Origin of the sequence: Shinella agrisoli, assembly GCF_046557955.1 — a bacterium.
GTDB lineage: Bacteria > Pseudomonadota > Alphaproteobacteria > Rhizobiales > Rhizobiaceae > Shinella.
This window is the reverse complement of record NZ_JBJIEP010000023.1, coordinates 57165-74728: the sequence shown is the minus strand read 5'-3', so window position 1 is coordinate 74728 and position 17564 is coordinate 57165. Positions and strand designations below refer to the sequence as shown.

20 protein-coding genes and 1 pseudogene are annotated in these 17564 nt (G+C 66.0%); 9 read left to right on the top strand and 12 right to left on the bottom strand.

Annotated features, from left to right (window positions below; genetic code table 11):
• Positions 1-58: 58 nt before the first annotated feature.
• Entirely contained in the window at positions 59-868 is an 810-nt protein-coding gene (locus tag ACIIOY_RS21670; RefSeq protein ID WP_411036755.1) for a lysophospholipid acyltransferase family protein, read from the top strand.
• Here the strand turns inward: ACIIOY_RS21670 and ACIIOY_RS21665 are convergent.
• Positions 847-1398, bottom strand: coding sequence for a gamma-glutamylcyclotransferase (locus ACIIOY_RS21665; RefSeq protein WP_411036754.1), 552 nt, complete (start codon positions 1396-1398; stop codon positions 847-849). The two genes, ACIIOY_RS21670 and ACIIOY_RS21665, sit on opposite strands and share 22 nt — an antisense overlap.
• Before the next feature lie 84 nt (positions 1399-1482).
• Between ACIIOY_RS21665 and ACIIOY_RS21660 the strand changes: the two genes are divergently transcribed.
• The gene (locus ACIIOY_RS21660; RefSeq protein WP_411036753.1) at positions 1483-2490 is read left to right on the top strand and encodes a DUF2125 domain-containing protein; all 1008 of its coding nucleotides are present in this window, start codon (positions 1483-1485) and stop codon (positions 2488-2490) included.
• A gap of 2 nt (positions 2491-2492) precedes the next feature.
• Here ACIIOY_RS21660 and ACIIOY_RS21655 read toward each other — a convergent pair whose 3' ends face one another.
• Positions 2493-3422, bottom strand: coding sequence for a prephenate/arogenate dehydrogenase family protein (locus ACIIOY_RS21655; protein WP_411036752.1), 930 nt, complete (start codon positions 3420-3422; stop codon positions 2493-2495).
• A gap of 63 nt (positions 3423-3485) precedes the next feature.
• Positions 3486-4235 (bottom strand): class I SAM-dependent methyltransferase, encoded by a 750-nt coding sequence (locus ACIIOY_RS21650; RefSeq protein WP_411036751.1) that lies wholly within the window; start codon positions 4233-4235, stop codon positions 3486-3488.
• Between the two features lie 92 nt (positions 4236-4327).
• Here ACIIOY_RS21650 and gloB point away from each other — a divergent pair, with 92 nt between their 5' ends.
• The gene (gene gloB, locus ACIIOY_RS21645) at positions 4328-5098 is read left to right on the top strand and encodes a hydroxyacylglutathione hydrolase (protein WP_411036750.1); all 771 of its coding nucleotides are present in this window, start codon (positions 4328-4330) and stop codon (positions 5096-5098) included.
• Positions 5098-5520: a cupin domain-containing protein gene (locus ACIIOY_RS21640; RefSeq protein WP_411036749.1), complete on the top strand. Its 423-nt coding sequence runs from the start codon at positions 5098-5100 to the stop codon at positions 5518-5520. The genes gloB and ACIIOY_RS21640 overlap by 1 nt, the downstream gene beginning before the upstream one ends.
• 2 nt (positions 5521-5522) lie before the next feature.
• Here ACIIOY_RS21640 and yddG read toward each other — a convergent pair whose 3' ends face one another.
• Positions 5523-6404, bottom strand: coding sequence for an aromatic amino acid exporter YddG (gene yddG / locus ACIIOY_RS21635; protein WP_411036748.1), 882 nt, complete (start codon positions 6402-6404; stop codon positions 5523-5525).
• Between the two features lie 39 nt (positions 6405-6443).
• Positions 6444-7220, bottom strand: a complete 777-nt coding sequence (locus tag ACIIOY_RS21630; protein ID WP_411036747.1) for a DUF3108 domain-containing protein — start codon at positions 7218-7220, stop codon at positions 6444-6446.
• 257 nt (positions 7221-7477) lie between these two features.
• On the opposite strand from ACIIOY_RS21630, the gene rpmB reads away from it, so the two are divergent.
• On the top strand, positions 7478-7768 hold the full coding sequence (gene rpmB, locus ACIIOY_RS21625) for a 50S ribosomal protein L28 (RefSeq protein ID WP_064331573.1): 291 nt from the start codon (positions 7478-7480) through the stop codon (positions 7766-7768).
• 113 nt (positions 7769-7881) lie between these two features.
• Positions 7882-8520, top strand: coding sequence for a VUT family protein (locus tag ACIIOY_RS21620; RefSeq protein ID WP_411036746.1), 639 nt, complete (start codon positions 7882-7884; stop codon positions 8518-8520).
• A gap of 16 nt (positions 8521-8536) precedes the next feature.
• Here ACIIOY_RS21620 and ACIIOY_RS21615 read toward each other — a convergent pair whose 3' ends face one another.
• The 4 genes from ACIIOY_RS21615 to ACIIOY_RS21600 all read right to left on the bottom strand — a co-directional run bounded on the left by ACIIOY_RS21615 (position 8537) and on the right by ACIIOY_RS21600 (position 13235).
• Positions 8537-9535: an esterase-like activity of phytase family protein gene (locus ACIIOY_RS21615; protein ID WP_411036745.1), complete on the bottom strand. Its 999-nt coding sequence runs from the start codon at positions 9533-9535 to the stop codon at positions 8537-8539.
• 31 nt (positions 9536-9566) lie between these two features.
• Positions 9567-11465, bottom strand: coding sequence for a cobaltochelatase subunit CobT (gene cobT / locus ACIIOY_RS21610; RefSeq protein WP_411036744.1), 1899 nt, complete (start codon positions 11463-11465; stop codon positions 9567-9569).
• Between the two features lie 16 nt (positions 11466-11481).
• Positions 11482-12480: a cobaltochelatase subunit CobS gene (gene cobS / locus ACIIOY_RS21605; protein ID WP_411036743.1), complete on the bottom strand. Its 999-nt coding sequence runs from the start codon at positions 12478-12480 to the stop codon at positions 11482-11484.
• 122 nt (positions 12481-12602) lie between these two features.
• Positions 12603-13235 carry a J domain-containing protein gene (locus tag ACIIOY_RS21600; RefSeq protein WP_411036771.1) on the bottom strand — a complete coding sequence of 211 codons (633 nt, stop codon included), beginning with the start codon at positions 13233-13235 and terminating at the stop codon, positions 12603-12605.
• A 124-nt stretch (positions 13236-13359) separates the two neighbouring features.
• Between ACIIOY_RS21600 and ACIIOY_RS21595 the strand changes: the two genes are divergently transcribed.
• Positions 13360-13641, top strand: coding sequence for a BolA family protein (locus ACIIOY_RS21595; RefSeq protein WP_411036742.1), 282 nt, complete (start codon positions 13360-13362; stop codon positions 13639-13641).
• On the opposite strand, the pseudogene ACIIOY_RS21590 reads toward ACIIOY_RS21595, so the two are convergent.
• The 3 genes and pseudogenes from ACIIOY_RS21590 to ACIIOY_RS21580 form a co-directional block, all read right to left on the bottom strand.
• Positions 13642-14361: pseudogene (locus ACIIOY_RS21590) on the bottom strand (transporter associated domain-containing protein); the annotation flags it as partial.
• 197 nt (positions 14362-14558) lie between these two features.
• Entirely contained in the window at positions 14559-15686 is a 1128-nt protein-coding gene (gene aroB, locus ACIIOY_RS21585) for a 3-dehydroquinate synthase (protein ID WP_411036741.1), read from the bottom strand.
• A gap of 10 nt (positions 15687-15696) precedes the next feature.
• Positions 15697-16278, bottom strand: coding sequence for a shikimate kinase (locus tag ACIIOY_RS21580; protein ID WP_411036740.1), 582 nt, complete (start codon positions 16276-16278; stop codon positions 15697-15699).
• 88 nt (positions 16279-16366) lie between these two features.
• Here ACIIOY_RS21580 and ACIIOY_RS21575 point away from each other — a divergent pair, with 88 nt between their 5' ends.
• Together ACIIOY_RS21575 and xerD are read left to right on the top strand one after the other, a co-directional pair.
• Positions 16367-16615, top strand: coding sequence for a hypothetical protein (locus ACIIOY_RS21575; protein ID WP_411036772.1), 249 nt, complete (start codon positions 16367-16369; stop codon positions 16613-16615).
• Entirely contained in the window at positions 16612-17559 is a 948-nt protein-coding gene (xerD, locus tag ACIIOY_RS21570) for a site-specific tyrosine recombinase XerD (RefSeq protein WP_411036739.1), read from the top strand. The genes ACIIOY_RS21575 and xerD overlap by 4 nt, the downstream gene beginning before the upstream one ends.
• Positions 17560-17564 lie beyond the last annotated feature (5 nt).

The window sequence follows — 17564 nt, the reverse complement described above, 5'->3', positions numbered from 1 at the left end:
TTTCCCCGCTCCGGATTATCGTGTAGGGCGAGGGAACGTCCCGCTCACAGGCTGCCCGATGATCGCTTTCCGCTCCGTGCTCTTCAATGCCGTCTTCTACCTGAACCTCATCGTGCAGATGATCGTCTTCACGCCGGCCTATTTCCTGCTGCCGCGCAGGAAGGCCTATGTCATCGCCAAGAACTGGGTCCGGAGCAACCACTGGCTTTTCAAGAAGATCGTCGGCACGACCTTCGAGATCGAAGGCCTCGAGAACATCCCGAAGGGCGGCTACATCTTCGCGCCAAAGCATCAGTCCTTCTGGGATGCCTATGCGCTGCTGCCGTGGCTCGACGATCCCTTCTACATCCTCAAGCGTGAACTCACCTGGATTCCGCTCTTCGGCTGGTACATCAAGAAGCAGCGCATGGTGCCGGTCGACCGCAGCGCCCGCGGCAAGGTCATGACCGCCGTCATGGACCGTACGAAAGCCGAGATGAATTCCGGCCGCCAGCTCATCATCTATCCGGAAGGTACCCGCCGCCCGCCGGGCGCGCCGCCGGAATACAAGTACGGCATCGCGCGCCTCTACCGCGATCTTCAGGTGCCGGTCGTGCCGGTCGTCATGCATCCGGGCCTTTTCTGGCCGCGGCGCAAGTTCATCCGGCAGCCTGGCCATTTCAAGGTGCGCATCCTGCCGGCGATCGCGCCCGGCATGGATCCCGACGCCTTCCTCGCCCATCTTGTCGATGTGATGGAGACGGCAAGCGATCGCCTGCTCGTGGAGACCGTCGAGGCCAATCCGCATCTCGAGCTGCCGCCGACGGCCAGGCAGCGGCTGGCGGAGCTGAAGGGGCGCACGGGCGATCAGGCGGACGCGCGGGTGTAAAGGCTTTCCGCTGCCCGGCCGACATCCTCCAGCCAGTGATCGCGGATGCCCATTTCGCGCAGGTGGGTCAGCGTGTTGCGCACGTAGTCCATGTTGTGGCCGGATTTGCCGATGGCGGAACTGACGGTGGCCGCCGCCTCGTCGACCGAAAGCGAACCGGCATACTGATGGTGGGCGCGGTCGATGATGTAGGCGAGCGTCGCAACGCGGCGGCCGTCGCCGAGCGTCGCCGGAAGCGTGCGTTCCTTGTAGACATGGGTCACCAGCTCGCGCTCGCGCAGATAGTCGACCACCGCCTCCTGCTTCTCCGGCGTCACCCGGAAGGCGACGCCCCGGCACGAACCGCCGCGGTCGAGGCCGAGCACGAGGCCGGGCCTTTCCTGCGTGCCGCGATGGACCCAGGAACGCACGCACAGCGAGCGGCGGAAACCGAAGAGATGAGCGGGCTGCCGCTCCTCGAATTCGAAGCCCGGATTCCACATCAGCGATCCGTAGCCAAAGACCCAGAATTCGTTCATATCCACCGTCACCTGGAAGATCTCTCAAAAAGCCGCCGCAATTGCCGGCTTTGACGCGTTTGCGGCAAATCACGCCCGCCACCATTGGAGAACGCTATGGGATCGTCAAGCCGCGCCGACACGTCAGGGGTCACGCGCAAACTGATCCGGCTCGCCGTTGCCGTCGTTCTCGTCGGCGCGCTCTATACGGGCGGATGGTTCTACGCCGCAAGCTGGCTGAAGGACAGGACGATGGAAGCGCTCGCCGCTTCCGAGCAGGGCATGCATTCGGCGTCCTGCGGCAATCTTTCGGTCCGCGGCTTCCCATTCCGCATCGGCCTCTTCTGCGATTCGGTCGGCATCGATGATCGCCCGTCCGGGCTTTCTGCGACCTTCGGCGCTCTTCGTTCCGCCGCGCAGGTCTATCGGCCGGGCCATGCGGTCATCGAGCTCGACGGGCCGGCGCAGGTGCGTGTCACGCCGGACCTCGTCTTCGACGTGAACTGGGACCTGCTGCGCGCCAGCGCCGTGGCCTGGACGGACGGCCTCGACCGAGCCTCCGTCGCCTATGATGGATTGAAGGGCAAGCTCAACGTGCCGTCGCAAGCCCTGTCGGTCGGCATCGCCGCCGCCCATGGTGAAAAGCATGTCCGCCAATCCGGCGAGGCGCTCGACGTCGCCGCCTCGCTCGACGCGCTCTCGCTCGATCTCGGCGGCAAGGTGCTGCCGCCGCTGAACGTCGCGGTCGACATGACGATCGCGGATGCGGCCAAGTGGATTTCCAAGGAAGGGCCGCCCGCCAACATTCCGCTCGGCACGAGCGTGGAACTGCGCGGCCTGTCTTTCGATCTCGGCGACGGCAAGGTCATGAGCCTCGCCGGCCCCCTCAAGATCGGCGACGACGGCTTTGTCTCCGGCGCGCTCGACCTCACGATCGAAGGCATCACGGCCTGGCGCGATCGCATCTCGGAGACGTTTCCGGAGAGTGCAGAGACGGCCCAGCGTGTCGCGGCAGCCATAAAGGGCCTGTCGAATGGCGGGGAACGGGCGGTGGTGAAGCTTACCGTGCAGCAGGGCACGGTCTATCTCGGGCTCTTCCCGGTCGGCATCATCCCGCCCCTCTGAGCTCAGCTTTCCTTCTCGGCCACCGGCCGGCCGAAGTTCGGCGCCGCGGTATCCTGGCCCGCATCGATGATCGAGCGGCGGATGGCGCGGGTCCGCGTGAAGAGGTCGAAGAGCTTTTCGCCGTCGCCCCAGCGGATTGCCCGCTGCAGGTAGGCGAGGTCCTCGGAGAAGCGCGCCAGCATCTCGAGGATCGCATCCTTGTTGTGCAGGCAGACGTCGCGCCACATGGTCGGGTCGGAGGCGGCAAGGCGCGTGAAATCGCGGAAGCCCGAGGCCGAATACTTGATAACCTCCGATTCCGTCACCGTTTCGAGGTCGTCGGCCGTGCCGACGATGTTGTAGGCGATGATGTGCGGCAGGTGCGAGACGATCGCGAGCACCTTGTCGTGGTGCTCCGTGTCCATCTCGTCCACCTTCGAGCCGAGCGCTTCCCAGAAGGCGGCGAGCTTGCGCTTGGCGTCCTTGTCGGTGCCGTGCACGGGGGTCAGGATGCACCAGCGGCCCTGGAAGAGCTCTGCGAAGCCGGCGTCCGGGCCGGAATGCTCGGTGCCGGCCAGCGGGTGGCCGGGAATGAAATGCACGTTCTTCGGCATGTGCGGCAGCATCTGCGCCACGACCGAGGCCTTGGTGGAGCCGACGTCGGTGACGATCGCGCCGGGCTTGAGGTGCGGCGCGATGTCCTGCGCCACCTTGCCCGAGGCGCCGACGGGCACCGAGACGATGACGAGGTCGGCGCCTTCCACCGCCTCGCCGGCGTCGTGGATATAATCCGTGCCAAGCTCGAGCTCGCGGGCGCGGTTCAGCGTCTCCAGGCTGCGGCTCGAAATCGTGACGGCGTTCGCGAGTTTCTTCGCCTTCACGGCGCGGGCGATGGATGAGCCGATGAGGCCGATGCCGATCAGCGCGATCTTGTCGAAATGTCCGTCCGTCATGTCCGCCGCCCTTTGCTGCCGTCCGGCTCGCTCTACCGGGCGGCCCGGCATTTGTCGAGGGGATCAGCGCGGCAGGCGGTCACGCGTGGTCGGCACGCCCTGCGGCGCCAGCACCGGCACGAAGACGCGGCGCGAGGCGCGGGCGGCGACGGGCAGGCCCTGATAGAGCCGCTTCTGCGCTTCCACGATGATGACGCCCGAGAACATCGGCCAGAGCGTGCGCCCCAGCCGTTCGAAGGCGCTGCGCAGCTTCTGCACGCTGCGCAGTTTCGACGGCGGGAAGAACAGCGCCTCGGCGCTGGCGCCGGGCGTGAAATTGGTCTCGCGCAGGAGTGCGGTGAGCTGGCTGCGGGAATAGGGCCGGCCGGAGCCGAAGGGCGTATGCTCCATGCGCGCCCAGACGCCGCGCCGGTTGGGCACGACGATGACGAGACGACCGCCCGGAGCCAGCACGCGCCAGAGCTCCTTCATCGTCTCGCGCGGGTTTTCCGCAAATTCCAGCGAATGCACCATCAGCACGCGATCGACGGAGGCGTCGGGCAGCGGCAATTCCTCGTCGAAGACGAGGGCCGTCGAGGAGAGCTCGTTCGGCGGCCAGTTCACCGCGCCCTGGCCGGCCGGCATGAAGGCGAAGGTACGCTCGGTGTCCGCGCGGAAGCGGTCGAGATAGGGCACGGCATAACCGAGCCCGACCAGCCGCTCGTCCGGAAGGCGCGCCCAGAGAGAGGCAAGCGCCATCGCGATCGAATGATCGGCGAGGCGCCCGAGCGGCGAGTGGTAGAATTCGCGGAGGTCGACGATATCTGCATGCATGGACAGGATGTTAGCGATGGGTCGGTGGACTTCAAGGCCGATTGCCTTACATTCGCCCTCGACCGCCAGAGCGATGCGACGAGGATTGCGCCATGACCCCGCTGGAAATCGAACTCTTCTCCTGCCGCAGCGACAATTTCGGCGTGCTGCTGCACGATCCCGTGACGGGCGCAACTGCGAGCATCGATGCGCCGGAGGAGCGGCCGATCCTCGATGCGCTCGCCCGTCGGGGGTGGACGTTGAGCCACGTCTTCACGACGCATCACCACAATGACCACGTCGAGGCAAACCCCGCGCTGAAGGAACGTTTCGGCGTGACGATCGTCGGGCCGAAGCGCGAGGCGCAGCGCATTCCGGGGATCGACCGTATGGTGGACGGCGGTGACCGCTTCGATTTCGCCGGCCGGCCGGTGGAGGTCATCCTGACGCCGGGCCATACGCTCGGGCATGTCTGCTTCCACCTGCCGGAGGAAAGGCTGCTTTTTGCCGCCGATACGCTCTTTGCGCTCGGCTGCGGCCGTGTCTTCGAGGGCACGCCGGCGCAGATGTGGGACTCGCTATCGAAGCTCGCCGCGCTGCCGGATGAGACGACCGTCTATTTCGGGCATGAATATACGCTCTCGAACGCGCGCTTTGCGAAGACCATCGATCCGGAGAATGCCGCGCTCCTCGCCCGTGCGGCGGAAATCGAAACATTGCGGGCAGGGGGTGCCTTCACGGCGCCGACGACGATCGGGCTCGAAAAGGCGACCAATCCGTTCCTGCGCGCCGGCGACCCGGCTATCCGCCGCCATCTCGGCATGGAAAATGCAGGCGACGCCGAGGTTTTTGCGGAAATCCGGGCGCGGAAGGACCGGTTCTGATGACGCCGGCCGAGATCATCGCCCGGCTCGGCATGGAGCGGCACCCGGAGGGCGGCTGGTATGTGCAGACCTTCCGGGATGCGGCCGGCGGCGAGCGCGGCCATTCCACGGCGATCTACTACCTCCTGGAAAGAGGAGAGCGTTCGCACTGGCATCGGGTAAGGGATGCGGTGGAGGTCTGGCACCATTATGCCGGCGGGCCGTTGGCGCTTTCGCTGAGCGACGGCAAGGAGCCGGCGGAGGTGCAGTTGCTCGGGCCGGATCTTGCCGCGGGCGAGAGGCCGCAGCTGATCGTGCCGGCCAACTGGTGGCAATCGGCCGAGCCGCTCGGCGACTGGACGCTGGTCGGCTGCACGGTCGCGCCCGGCTTCGTCTTCTCGTCCTTCGAGATGGCGCCGCCCGGCTGGCAGCCCGGCCTCTAGGTTCAGGCTGCGCTTGCGGCGCTCTTCCTTAAAATCATGTCCTTGGCGGCCAGCACCGCGCCGCCCGTCACCAGCAGGCAGGCGAGACCGATGCGCCAGGACGGCTCGGCAAAGCCCGTCAGGATGAGCACGAGCGTGGAGAGCAGCGGCGCGGCGTAGCTCGCGGCGCCGAGGATTTGGATGTCGCCGTTCTTCACGCCGTGGTCCCAGGCATAGAAGGCGGCGCCCACCGGCAGCAGGCCGAGCCCCAGGACGGCGAGCCATTCGAAGCCCGTTTCCGGCCACACGGTGGTTTCCAGCATCAGGTGGCAAAGCAGCGAGAGGAGGGAGGTGGCGAGGCAGAAGCCGGTCACCACGTCGGTGGAAACGGCCTCGAAGCGCCGGGTGAGCAGCGAATAGCCGGCCCAGGTGAAGGCGCAGAGGAAGGCGGCGCCATAGCCGATGAGGTAGGCGCCATCGAAGGCAACGCCGTTGCGGCCGACGATGAGGGCGGTGCCCGCAAGGCCCGCGAAGGCGCCGGCGACGTGGTTCCACTTCAGCCGCTCGCCCGGCAGCAGCGCCGAACCGACGACGATGAGGAGCGGCCAGAGATAGGCGATGAGGCCGGCTTCGACGGCGGGTGCGTTGCGCAAAGCCGTGAAGTAGAGGAAGTGGTAGCCGAAGAGGCCGAGGATGCCGGTGATCCAGACCTTTGCCGGCTGCCTGAGGAGGCGGGCGCGTTCGGGCCGGGCCATGAGCACGAGGATGCCGGGCATGCTGCCGATCAGGAAGCAGATGGCGGAGAGCTGGAAGGGCGGCATCTTGCCGGAGGCGGCGGTGAAGAGCGCCAGCAGCGCCCACATGAGGATCGCCGTAAAGCCGATGAGGGTTGCGCGCGTCTTCAAGGCCGATCACTCCTGCCGGTCTGCCGACCGGAGGCCGCGTCATCCGCCGAAGCGCGTGGCCGAGACGGTGACAGGGCCGAGCTTGGTCGGAATCTGTACATAGACCGGAGCATATACATTCGCCCCTTCGGCCTTGGCAAACCAGATTTCCATCGTCTTCAGCCTGCGCAGGTATTCCACGTCCTCGCGGCCCTTCTTGTAGCCCGATTTGGGGATGAAGCGGATGCCGCAGACGATGGCCTCGCCTTCGAAGCCCTTCGTGGAGTAAGGCCTGGTGCCCTTGGAGGTCAGCCTGAGGTCGAGGCGGGACTCCCCGTCGAAGATCGGCAGCGTCTTCGGGCAGACGCGGTTGCCGGCGGGAATGATGAGGCCGGAGATCGGATCGAGCACGGCGCGCATGTCGGCGCGGGAGACGGGCACCCAGTTCTCCGGTTTCTTGCGCGCCGGCACCATGCTGGCATGCACGACATTGCCGTTGCGGAAGGTGACGTCGATGGCGCGGCCGCGCTTGCCGCTCTGGTAGGTCACCGAATAGGATGTGGCACGCAGCTTGTCGCGGCTGACGATGCCGGAAACGGAGGTCGTGCCTTTCGTGCGCGCAAAGATGTCGGCAAGCCCGGCGGAACGCAGGCTGCCGGAAATGGAAAAGCGATTGCCGCTGAACTCGGAGTGGAAGCTGGCGGTCGCGACCGGCAGGCCGGAAAGGCGGATGCTGTAATCCGTACGGTGCTGGATTTCCGCCGAGGAAAGCGGCGTCGCGCTGCCCGCAAGGGCCAGCGTCAAGGCTGCACCGGCAATCCAACCCCGCCCGTTCATTTTCACGACTCCCATAGAGACGTTCCGCCTAGCCTGCCATTGCGGCGATTCTACGCCGTGGAAAATTGCAGATCGCCCTGCTATTGCATACGAATCATGGCGTTTGGCAACTGATTTCCGATGCGCAAGCAGGTTTGGCTTGACGTCGCCGGCCAGTGTGACTATAGAACCGCGACTTTCCAAAAAGGCCAGACGGACTGCGGCCGGTTTCGGTGCCGGAAACGCATTGTCCTGCAACCAAGAAGAATAGGTGTACCATGTCCCGTAGTTGCGAATTGACCGGCAAGGGCGTCCAGTCGGGCAACAATGTGAGCCACGCGAACAACAAGACGAAGCGCAAGTTCCTGCCGAACCTGTGCAACGTCACGCTGATCTCCGACGCCCTCGGCCAGCGTTTCCGTCTTCGCGTTTCCGCTGCCGCGCTGCGCTCCGTGGAGCACCGCGGCGGCCTCGACGCCTTCCTGCTGAAGGCCGAAGAGAACGAACTGTCGATGCGCGCTCGCCTGCTGCGCCGCCAGATCGCCAAGAAGACCGCTGCCGCCGCCTGATTTTAGGCTGAGCCCGGACGTTTTCATCGAGGCTTGACCGGATGCCGGGCAGGCCTCGATGCTTTGCGCATATCGCTATTGCTCCAACTGGTGGCATCACCCAGGATAAAAAAATGCTCGCGAACCGCATTACCCTTGTCTACGTCCTCCTGATGACGGCCGTGGTCGTCGCCTCCAACGTGCTGGTGCAATATCCGCTTTCGGGCGAGCTGCTCGGCATCAATCTCGGCGACCTCCTGACCTATGGCGCCTTCACCTATCCGGTCGCCTTCCTCATCACCGACCTCACCAACCGCCAGTTCGGCCCGCGCATCGCGCGCCGCGTCGTGGCGGCCGGCTTCCTCGTGGCGGTCGTCTTCTCCTTCGCGGCGTCCACGCCGCGCATCGCGATCGCTTCGGGCTCGGCATTCCTTGCCGGGCAGCTGCTCGACATTTCCGTCTTCAACACGCTGCGCCGGCAGACCTGGTGGCGCGCGCCGCTGATCGCCTCGCTGATCGGCTCGATGCTCGATACGGTTCTGTTCTTCTCCTTCGCCTTCGCGCCGTTCTTCTCCATCTTCGGGTCGAACGATGACTTCGCGATCGAGTGGGCGCCGATCCTCGGCGTCTTCTCTGCCGAAGCCCCGCGCTGGATCTCCTGGGCGCTCGGCGACTTCTGCGTCAAGGTCCTGGTGGGTTTCGTCATGCTGCTGCCCTATGGCGCGCTGATGAGCAAGCTGAAGCCGATGCCGGGCGTCGAAAAGCCGGCTTGAGGGGCGGGGGCCGCTTTCATCTTCCCGGCAGCAGGCGGAATTCCAGCATCAGGTTGCGCTGGAGGATGGAGTGGTTGTCGTCGGACACCACGATGATGCGGATGTCGTCCTCGGCCATCACCATCACGTCCAGCCCTTCCATATTGTCGATCTGCTGGCTGAGATCGGCATCGATCAGCACCTCGCCGTCGACGACCGCCCCGGGACGGATCGTATCGCCGTCGATCCGGCGAATGCGCATGCCCATGCCGTCCGACAGGCGGAAGCGGCGCTCGAGGATCAGGAGGTCGCCGTCCGGCAGGAAGGCGCCGTCGGTGACGTCCCACGGGTCGCTGCGCTTGACGGCGAAGGGGCCGGCCCGCGGGCCTTCGAGCACTGCGGCGAAGACGTTGCCGTCGGAATCGAGGCTGCGTTCCGTGATCGCCACCGGCACGGCGCCGAGCGGCCCGGCGGCCGGCGACATGGCGAGCGTCTCCATGCCGCGGTTGACCCGCATTTCGCGCGGATCGAACGGGAAGGAAAGGTGGAGCTTCGGCTTCGCCTCCATGAAACCCGGGTCGGGATAGGCGTCGATCCGGTGGAAGACCTCGAAGCTGACGAGCACTTCGCCCCTGCGGATCGCAAGGCCCTCGGCATCCATCTTGAACTTGATGTTCTCGTCCTGCCCGTCGCTGTCGAACATCGAGCGGACCTTTACGTCCGCAAGGCCGCTGAGATGTCCCTCGCCATCGCGCTCGATCCGGCCGGTCAGCCAATGCCCGGTGTCGAGCACGGCGACGAAATGCCGCTGGTCTTCGCGGAAGCGGATGGCGGAAATGGCGCCGAGCAGGGAATTGCTGGAGGCGTAGCTGATGCCGCCGAGAAATTCGAGCTTGCCGAAGATGCGTTGCCCGGAGCCCGTCACGAACTGCGAGAATGCGCGGTTGGCGACGGGCACATCGGCGACGCCCGCCGCCGTCGGCGGGGCGGGCAGATACAGAAAGGCGGAAAGGGCGACGACGGGAAGGCTTCGCACGAAGCCCCCGGCCCATTGCCGGGACGCCGGCTCAGCCCGCACGGCGGCCGGCCGGGCGGCGGCTGGCGGATTCGTCGGCAAAGAGCGAGGCCAGCTGCTCGGTCATCGCGCCTGCCAGTTCGTCCGCATCGACGATGGTGACGGCGCGGCGATAATAGCGGGTCACGTCATGGCCGATGCCGATGGCGAGCAGCTCGACCGGCGAGCGCGTCTCGATCTGCTCGATGACGGCGCGCAGGTGCCGCTCCAGATAGTTGCCGGGGTTCACCGACAGCGTCGAATCGTCGACCGGCGCGCCGTCCGAGATCATCATCAGGATGCGCCGCTGCTCGGGGCGGGCGAGCAGGCGGTTGTGCGCCCAGATCAGCGCCTCGCCGTCGATGTTCTCCTTCAAGAGGCCCTCGCGCATCATCAGGCCGAGATTGCGGCGGGCGCGCCGCCAGGGGGCGTCCGCGGCCTTGTAGACGATGTGGCGCAGGTCGTTGAGGCGGCCGGGCGACTGTGGCTTGCCGCTGCCGAGCCACTTTTCGCGCGACTGGCCGCCTTTCCACGCCTTGGTGGTGAAGCCGAGGATCTCCACCTTCACGCCGCAGCGCTCCAGCGTGCGGGCGAGGATGTCGGCGCAGGTGGCGGCGACCGTGATCGGCCGGCCGCGCATCGAGCCCGAATTGTCGATGAGGAGCGTGACGACCGTATCGCGGAAGGTCGTGTCCTTCTCGCGCTTGAAGGAGAGCGGCTGCATCGGATCGATGATGATGCGCTGCAGGCGGGCGCTGTCGAGGTAGCCTTCCTCGAGGTCGAATTCCCAGGCGCGGTTCTGCTGCGCCATCAGGCGGCGTTGCAGGCGGTTCGCAAGCCGGCCGACGGCGCCCTGGAGATGGGCGAGCTGCTTGTCGAGGAAGGCGCGCAGCCGGTCGAGCTCCGCCTCGTCGCAGAGCTCCTCGGCGGTGATCGTCTCGTCGAATTCCTCGGTGAAGACCGTGTAGTCGACCTTCTCGTTGAAGTCGGTGAAGGGATGGTTCGGGCGGCGGACCTCGCCGGGGGTCTCGCTGTCGTCGCCATCGTCGTCGACGAGATCGTCGTCGGAGATTTCCGCGCCGTCCATCTCGCCTTCGTCCATCTGCTCGTCGGACGTTTCGTTCTCGTCGGCAGGCGCGGAATCGTCGCCGGCCTCCTCCTGGCTCTCGTTGTCTTCCTGCTCGTCGCTGCGCGGCTGGTTCTCGTCCTCGGGCGTTTCCGTGTCGTCCGGCTCGGTCTCGTCCTCGCCATACTGCTCGGCGACGTTCATCGAGGCGAGCATGTTGCGCACGACGCGGGCGAAGGCCTGCTGGTCGTTGATAGCGGCGGAAAGGCCGCCCATGTCCTTGCCGGCCTTGTCCTCGATGAAATCGCGCCAGAGGTCGAGCACCTTGCCGGCGGAGGCGGGCGGTGCCTGGCCCGTCAGCTTCTCGCGGACGATGAGGGCGACGGCCTCTTCCAGGGGGGCGTCGGCCTGGCGGGTGATCGCGCCGAAGTTCGCCTTGGCATATTTCTCCGTCAGCACGGTCGTGAGGTTCTGCGCCATGCCGTGCATGCGGTTGGCGCCGATCGCCTCGACGCGTGCCTGCTCGACCGCGTCGAAGATCGCGCGTGCGTCCGCCCCTTGCGGCGACATGGTCGCGTGAATGCGGGCGTCATGGCAGGCCTTGCGCAGCGCCATGGAATCGCCGAGGCCTCGGGTGATCGCGACTTCGGTGGGCGAAGGGCGCTTCGTCAGTTCCGGCAGGCGGATACGCTCGCCGGTCATGCCCGGGCGCTCGTTGGCAAAGGTGACCTCCACCTCCGCATCGCCGGAGACGGCGCGCACGCAACCCGTCACTGCGCGGCGGAACGGCTCCATGTCGACCACGCCGCCGGGCCTCGGCTTCGAATTGTCTCCGCGAGCTGCCATGCGCTTCACCCTGCCGTCAGGCCGTCGCTTCCAGGACGATGTTGGCGGCGCTTTCCTTCAGTTCCACGCCGAAGGCGCGCTGGTAGAGCTCGGCGACCAGCGTGCGCTCCAGCTCGTCGCACTTGTTGAGGAAGGTGACGCGGAAGGCGAAGGCGATGTCGCCGAAGATTTCCGTGTTCTCCGCCCAGGTGATGACCGTACGCGGGCTCATCACGGTCGAGAGGTCGCCGTTGATGAAGGCGGCGCGGGTGAGGTCGGCGACGCGCACCATGCGCGAGATCGTCTCGCGGCCGTCCTTGCCGGACGCAAGGCGCTTCACCTTGGCGGCGACGATGTTCACCTCGTTGTCGTGCGGCAGGTAGTTCAGCGTCGTGACGATCGACCAGCGGTCCATCTGCGCCTGGTTGATCTGCTGCGTGCCATGATAGAGGCCGGTCGTATCGCCGAGGCCGACGGTGTTGGCCGTCGCGAACAGGCGGAAGGCGGGGTGCGGGCGGATGACGCGGCTCTGGTCGAGCAGCGTCAGGCGGCCGGAGGATTCCAGCACGCGCTGGATGACGAACATCACATCCGGGCGGCCGGCATCGTATTCGTCGAAGACGAGCGCGACATTGTGCTGGTAGGCCCAGGGCAGGATGCCGTCCTTGAACTCGGTGACCTGCAGTCCGTCCTTGATGACGATGGCGTCCTTGCCGACGAGGTCGATGCGGCTGACATGGCTGTCGAGGTTGACGCGCACGCACGGCCAGTTGAGGCGGGCGGCGACCTGCTCGATATGGGTGGACTTGCCGGTGCCGTGGTAGCCGGAGACCATGACGCGCCGGTTGTGGGCGAAGCCTGCGAGGATGGCGAGGGTCGTTTCCCGATCGAAGAGGTAGTCCGGGTCGAGATCCGGCACGTAGGCGTCCGCCTTGGAATAGGCCGGGACCCTGAGGTCGGTATCAATGCCGAAAACCTCCCGCACGGAGACCGTGGTATCCGGGAGGTTGGAAATGTCGAGATCCATCTTGCTCATCACGTCTCCGCGGCAGGCGCCACCCGCGCGTCCGCCCAAATGTCTGTTGTACGCCGCCTATGCTTTTCTTTTTAACCGCATTTGTACGACGCCGGGCGATTCCGCCCGACTGCAAAAATGCTCTAGCAGAAGCCGGCCTGCTTTAACAATTGATATGCTTGGATGACCGCGCGAAAACGCTCTTCCGAGCCTCTATCTCCGCCATTTGCATCCGGGTGATGCTTTTTGACAAGCACTTTGTAGGCGGACTTGATGTCCTGCGCGGTCGCGTCGGCGGCAAGGCCGAGCGTGTCGAAGGCTTTCGCCTCCAGCGTCTTGAGCTTGCGGGCGCGCGGTTCCATGCGCGGGCCGCGTCCCTTGCCCTCGGCGAAGAAACCGAACGGATCGCGGATGCGCTGATTTGCCCCGGCCGTGCCGGAGCGTGCCGTGCCCTGTGCCGGGCCGTTCTTCGCAGCCTTGTTGACGCCGATCGTCCAGGTCGGGCGGTGGCCGGTGATGGCTTCCTTCTGGTAACGGGCGATCTCCGAGTCGGAGAGGCCGGAGAAGTAGTTGTAGCCCTTGTTGTATTCCTTGACGTGCTCGAAGCAGAACATGAAGTACTGCCCCTCGGCATTGCGGCCGACAGGCGCGCGATGCACGGCATTCTCCTCGCAGCCATCCCATTGGCAGGTCGGCGCAGTGCGTTCGGGACGCTCCACGCGCCGCTTCGTGCGGATGCGGTCGAAGTATTTGGAGTCGAGTTTCATGGCGCTCATTATGGGGTTGCGAAGGGCCTGCAACAAGAATTGACAAAGCGGATTGTTGCTGGCTTTGTGGGACCATTTTTCCGCACCGCGGCGCATGATTTCGGCCGCCGAGGCGCGCCTCCGAAGGTTGTCCATGTCCATGAAATCCAGCATCGCCGGCAAGCTAGAAGCCGCGTTCTCGCCCGAACGGCTCGAAGTCATCAACGAGAGCCATCTTCATGCCGGCCATCAGCCGGGCTTCGACGGCGAGGGCGAGACGCATATGCGGGTGCGCATCGTCTCGGCCGCCTTCGCCGGCATGAGCCGCGTGGCGCGCCACCGGGCGATCAACGATGCCGTGAAGGCGGAGTTCGATGCGGGCCTGCACGCGCTTGCCGTCGAGGCCGCTGCACCGGGCGAGCCGACCCGCTGGTGATCAGGCGCGCGGTCCTTCCGGCTCGGCCGGGCGGATGCGCAGCTTGGTGATGCGGTTTCTGACCCGTTTCATGACGATGAAGCGCTTGCCGTAGAAGGTGAAGGCCTGCCGCTCCTCCGGGATCGACTTCGATTCATGGATGACGAGGCCGGCAATGGTCGTCGCCTCCTCGTCCGGCAGGTTCCAGTCGAAGGCACGGTTGAGGTCGCGGATCGCCACGCCGCCGTCGACGACGAGCGAACCGTCCGCTTCCTGCCGCACGCCCTGCATGTCGACGGCCTTCTCGTCGGAAATGTCGCCGACGATCTCCTTGAGGATATCCTGAAGCGTGACGAGGCCCTGCACCTCGCCATATTCGTCCACCACGGTCGCGAAATGCTCCTTGCGGCGCAGGAAGGCGGCAAGCTGTTCCTTCAGCGTCGTCGTGTCGGGCACGAACCAGGGTTTTTGCGCGACCTTGGTGATGTCGAGGTTCTTCGGCTCGACCCCCGGCTCGGCAAGCGCGCGCAGGAGGTCCTTGGCATGCACGACGCCGACGATGTTGTCGACCGAGCCAGCCCAGAGCGGCATGCGCGTATAGGGGCTTTCGAGCACCGCATTGACGATCTCCTCCGGCGGATCGCCGGCATTGAGCGCCCGCATGGCCGTGCGGTGGATCATGATGTCGGAGACTTCCAGGGCATCGAGATCGAGCGCGTTGGCGATCCTGTCGCGATCGGACCTAGTAAATGCGCCGTCGCGGGAGGGTTGGCCGGGCCGGCGCTCGCCTTCTGCCTCGCGGGCCTGCCGGCGCGAGCGCCACAGCGCAGCGATCGACGAGCGCCATCGCAAGAGGAGGGCGACGGCGGCAATCAGGCCGAGGATGAGGACGATCCAAGGCCAGGAGGCTGGAGCGAGCGCGGCGGGCGTATCGCTGTTCATTTCGGCAGCTTTTCCTTGAGGAAAGCGATGACTTCGGATTGCGGAACGTCGTCGGCGACGAAGGACTGGCCGATGCCGCGCGTCAGGATGAAGGTGAGCTTGCCTGCCTTGACCTTCTTGTCCTGCGCAATCGCGTCCATCAGCTTTTCCGCCGGCGGCAGGCCGCCGGGGATCTGGTCCATGGAGGTGGGAAGGCCGACCTCGCGAAGATGCGCCTCGACCCGCTTTGCGTCGTCCGGGCTGGCAAGGTTCAGGCGGGCGGAGAACTGGTGCGCGAGCACCATCCCGATCGAAACGCCTTCGCCGTGGACGAGACGGGCGCTGTCGTAATGCGTGGCGGCTTCCAGCGCATGGCCGAAGGTGTGGCCGAGGTTGAGCAGGGCGCGCTGGCCGTTCTCGCGCTCGTCGGCCGCCACGACGTCGGCCTTGGCCTGGCAGCTGGTGGCGATGGCCTCGATACGCGCCTCGCCGCCGGCGAAGACCTCCCTCCAGTGCCTTTCGAGCCATGCGAAGAAGTCCGGATTGTCGATCAGGCCGTATTTCGCGACCTCGGCATAGCCGGCGCGGAATTCGCGCGGCGAGAGCGTGTCGAGGACATCCGTGTCGGCGAGCACGAGGTCGGGCTGGTGGAAGACGCCGATCAGGTTCTTGCCGTGCGCCGAATTGATGCCGGTCTTGCCGCCGACGGAGGAGTCGACCTGCGCCAGGAGCGAGGTCGGCACCTGGATGAAGCGCGATCCGCGGCGCACGATGCCGGCGGCAAAGCCGGTGAGGTCGCCGATGACGCCGCCGCCAAGCGCGACCACCGCGTCGTTGCGCTCGATGCGCGCGGCGAGCACGCTGTCGCAGACGCTGATCAGATGCTCGAAGCTCTTGGTCTTCTCGCCGGCCGGCAGCACGAGCGAGACGGCATCGATGCCTTCCGCCCGGAGCGAGTCCATGAAGCCGTCGAGATAGAGCGGCGCGACATGCGTGTCGGTGATGACGGCGATCTTGCGCCCCTTGAGGCGGCCTGCGATTTCGCGGCCGGCGGCGGCGATGAGGCCGGGGCCGATCAGAATGTCGTAGGAGCGGTCGCCGAGGTCGACCCGCACGGCGCGGCGTGCGGTGGCATTGGCAGTCATGGTCATCCCGTCAGGTTTTTCGCGTGGAGGCGATGATCGCCGAGAGCACCTCCTCCACCATGGTTTCCTTCTTCACGTCGCGCGAGAGCACCGTGAGGTCCGCTTCCGCATAGATCGGATAGCGGGCGTTCATGAGGTTTTCGAGCGTCTGGCGCGGGTTCTCCGTCTTGAGCAGCGGGCGGGTGTCACGCTTGTTGACGCGTTCCCAGAGCACGTCGAGATCGGCCTTCAGCCACACGGTGAGCCCTCCGCGCTTGATGTGCCGGCGCGTGTTCTCGTTGATATAGGCGCCGCCGCCTGTGGACACGACGCGCGGGCCGCTGCGCAGCAGCCGCTTGATGACGCGGGTCTCGAGCGCGCGGAATTCGGCCTCGCCATAGGCGGCGAAGAGATCGGCGATCGACATGCGCGAGACGCGCTCGATCTCATGGTCGGAATCGATGAAGGGAATGCCGAGCGCCTGGGCCGTCATGCGGCCGATCGCCGACTTGCCGGCACCCATCAGGCCGATGAGCACGAGGTTACGCTTGCCGAGCGCTGCACGGGCCTGCTCGGCGAGCGTGGGAGTGGCCTGTTCGATCAGCTCGGTCATGGCGTTTCCGGGGTTTCGCTCCCTTCCGTATCGACAAAAGCACCGGAAGCGTCAAGCCTGCGCAGCGCGGGAAGCCGCGGAGGGGCATATGTGCAGGTGGATCCTTGCTCTCTCGATCCGCGGATCCAATTCCCTTGCGCTCGGCGGAGGGCGAGGCGATATAGAGGGCATCGTTCCGGAGAGCGCCATGCCGACCCTGTTCCGATTCCTGTTCTTCTGCGCCGTGATCGCCGGGTCGATCTATGGCACGATGGTGGCGCTGGTGACCTTCGTGGAACCCACCGAGCGCGAGGTGACGATCCGTATCCCCTCCGAACGGGTGAACCCGCAGCAATGAGGGACCCGTCGGCGCTCCAGGTGGAATCCTTCCTCGAAATGATGAGCGCCGAGCGCGGTGCTGCGGCGAATACGCTGCAATCCTACACGCGCGACCTGGAGGATGCGCGGTCCTTTCTCAACGAGCGGGGCGTGCGCCTGACGGAGGCGACGGCGGATGACCTGCGCGCCTATCTCGCTCACCTCGCCAAGCAGGGCTTTGCCGCATCCTCGCAGGCGCGGCGGCTTTCGGCGCTGCGGCAGTTCTTCAAGTTCCTCTATGGCGAAGGCCTGCGCGGCGACGACCCGACCGGCATCTTGGATGCGCCGCGCAAGGGGCGTTCGCTGCCGAAGACGCTGAGCGTCGACGACGTCGGCCGCCTTATAGCCCGGGCCGAGGCGGAGGCGGCGGAGCCCGGCGGCAACCTTCTCCTGCGCCGCCGCATGCACCTGCTCGTCGAACTGCTCTATGCGACCGGCATGCGCGTCAGCGAACTCGTTTCGCTGCCGGCGAGCGTATTGGCCCAGACGGGACGCTTCCTCGTGGTGAAGGGCAAGGGCAACAAGGAGCGGCTGGTCCCGCTGTCGCGCGCCGCGGTTGCCGCCTTGAAAGCCTATGGCGAGGCGCTGGCTGCGGAGACCGGCGGCGACCCGGCGGCCGGCACCTTCCTCTTTCCCGCCCAGAGCAAGGAAGGGCACCTGCCGCGGCAGGTGTTTGCGCGCGACCTGAAGGCACTTGCGGGGCGGGCCGGAATCCGCGCGTCGACGCTCTCGCCGCACGTGCTGCGCCATGCTTTCGCCAGCCATCTCCTGCAGAACGGCGCGGACCTGCGCGCGGTGCAGGAACTGCTCGGCCACTCGGACATTTCGACGACACAAATCTATACGCATGTGCTGGAAGAACGGCTCCACCAGCTGGTTCAGACCCATCACCCTCTTGCCAAACAGGCAAAAAAACCGGATTAGGACCC

Excerpts from the sequence above, each read along its gene's own strand:
- aroB (WP_411036741.1), bottom strand. The coding sequence starts at position 15,686 with ATGACTGCCAATGCCACCGCACGCCGCGCCGTGCGGGTCGACCTCGGC.
- cobT (WP_411036744.1), bottom strand. The coding sequence starts at position 11,465 with ATGGCAGCTCGCGGAGACAATTCGAAGCCGAGGCCCGGCGGCGTGGTC.
- rpmB (WP_064331573.1), top strand. The coding sequence starts at position 7,478 with ATGTCCCGTAGTTGCGAATTGACCGGCAAGGGCGTCCAGTCGGGCAAC.
- ACIIOY_RS21595 (WP_411036742.1), top strand. The coding sequence starts at position 13,360 with ATGTCCATGAAATCCAGCATCGCCGGCAAGCTAGAAGCCGCGTTCTCG.
- ACIIOY_RS21655 (WP_411036752.1), bottom strand. The coding sequence starts at position 3,422 with ATGACGGACGGACATTTCGACAAGATCGCGCTGATCGGCATCGGCCTC.
- ACIIOY_RS21640 (WP_411036749.1), top strand. The coding sequence starts at position 5,098 with ATGACGCCGGCCGAGATCATCGCCCGGCTCGGCATGGAGCGGCACCCG.
- cobS (WP_411036743.1), bottom strand. The coding sequence starts at position 12,480 with ATGAGCAAGATGGATCTCGACATTTCCAACCTCCCGGATACCACGGTC.
- ACIIOY_RS21650 (WP_411036751.1), bottom strand. The coding sequence starts at position 4,235 with ATGCATGCAGATATCGTCGACCTCCGCGAATTCTACCACTCGCCGCTC.
- ACIIOY_RS21575 (WP_411036772.1), top strand. The coding sequence starts at position 16,367 with ATGTGCAGGTGGATCCTTGCTCTCTCGATCCGCGGATCCAATTCCCTT.
- ACIIOY_RS21600 (WP_411036771.1), bottom strand. The coding sequence starts at position 13,235 with ATGAGCGCCATGAAACTCGACTCCAAATACTTCGACCGCATCCGCACG.
- gloB (WP_411036750.1), top strand. The coding sequence starts at position 4,328 with ATGACCCCGCTGGAAATCGAACTCTTCTCCTGCCGCAGCGACAATTTC.
- ACIIOY_RS21630 (WP_411036747.1), bottom strand. The coding sequence starts at position 7,220 with ATGAACGGGCGGGGTTGGATTGCCGGTGCAGCCTTGACGCTGGCCCTT.
- xerD (WP_411036739.1), top strand. The coding sequence starts at position 16,612 with ATGAGGGACCCGTCGGCGCTCCAGGTGGAATCCTTCCTCGAAATGATG.
- ACIIOY_RS21580 (WP_411036740.1), bottom strand. The coding sequence starts at position 16,278 with ATGACCGAGCTGATCGAACAGGCCACTCCCACGCTCGCCGAGCAGGCC.
- ACIIOY_RS21620 (WP_411036746.1), top strand. The coding sequence starts at position 7,882 with ATGCTCGCGAACCGCATTACCCTTGTCTACGTCCTCCTGATGACGGCC.
- ACIIOY_RS21660 (WP_411036753.1), top strand. The coding sequence starts at position 1,483 with ATGGGATCGTCAAGCCGCGCCGACACGTCAGGGGTCACGCGCAAACTG.
- ACIIOY_RS21670 (WP_411036755.1), top strand. The coding sequence starts at position 59 with ATGATCGCTTTCCGCTCCGTGCTCTTCAATGCCGTCTTCTACCTGAAC.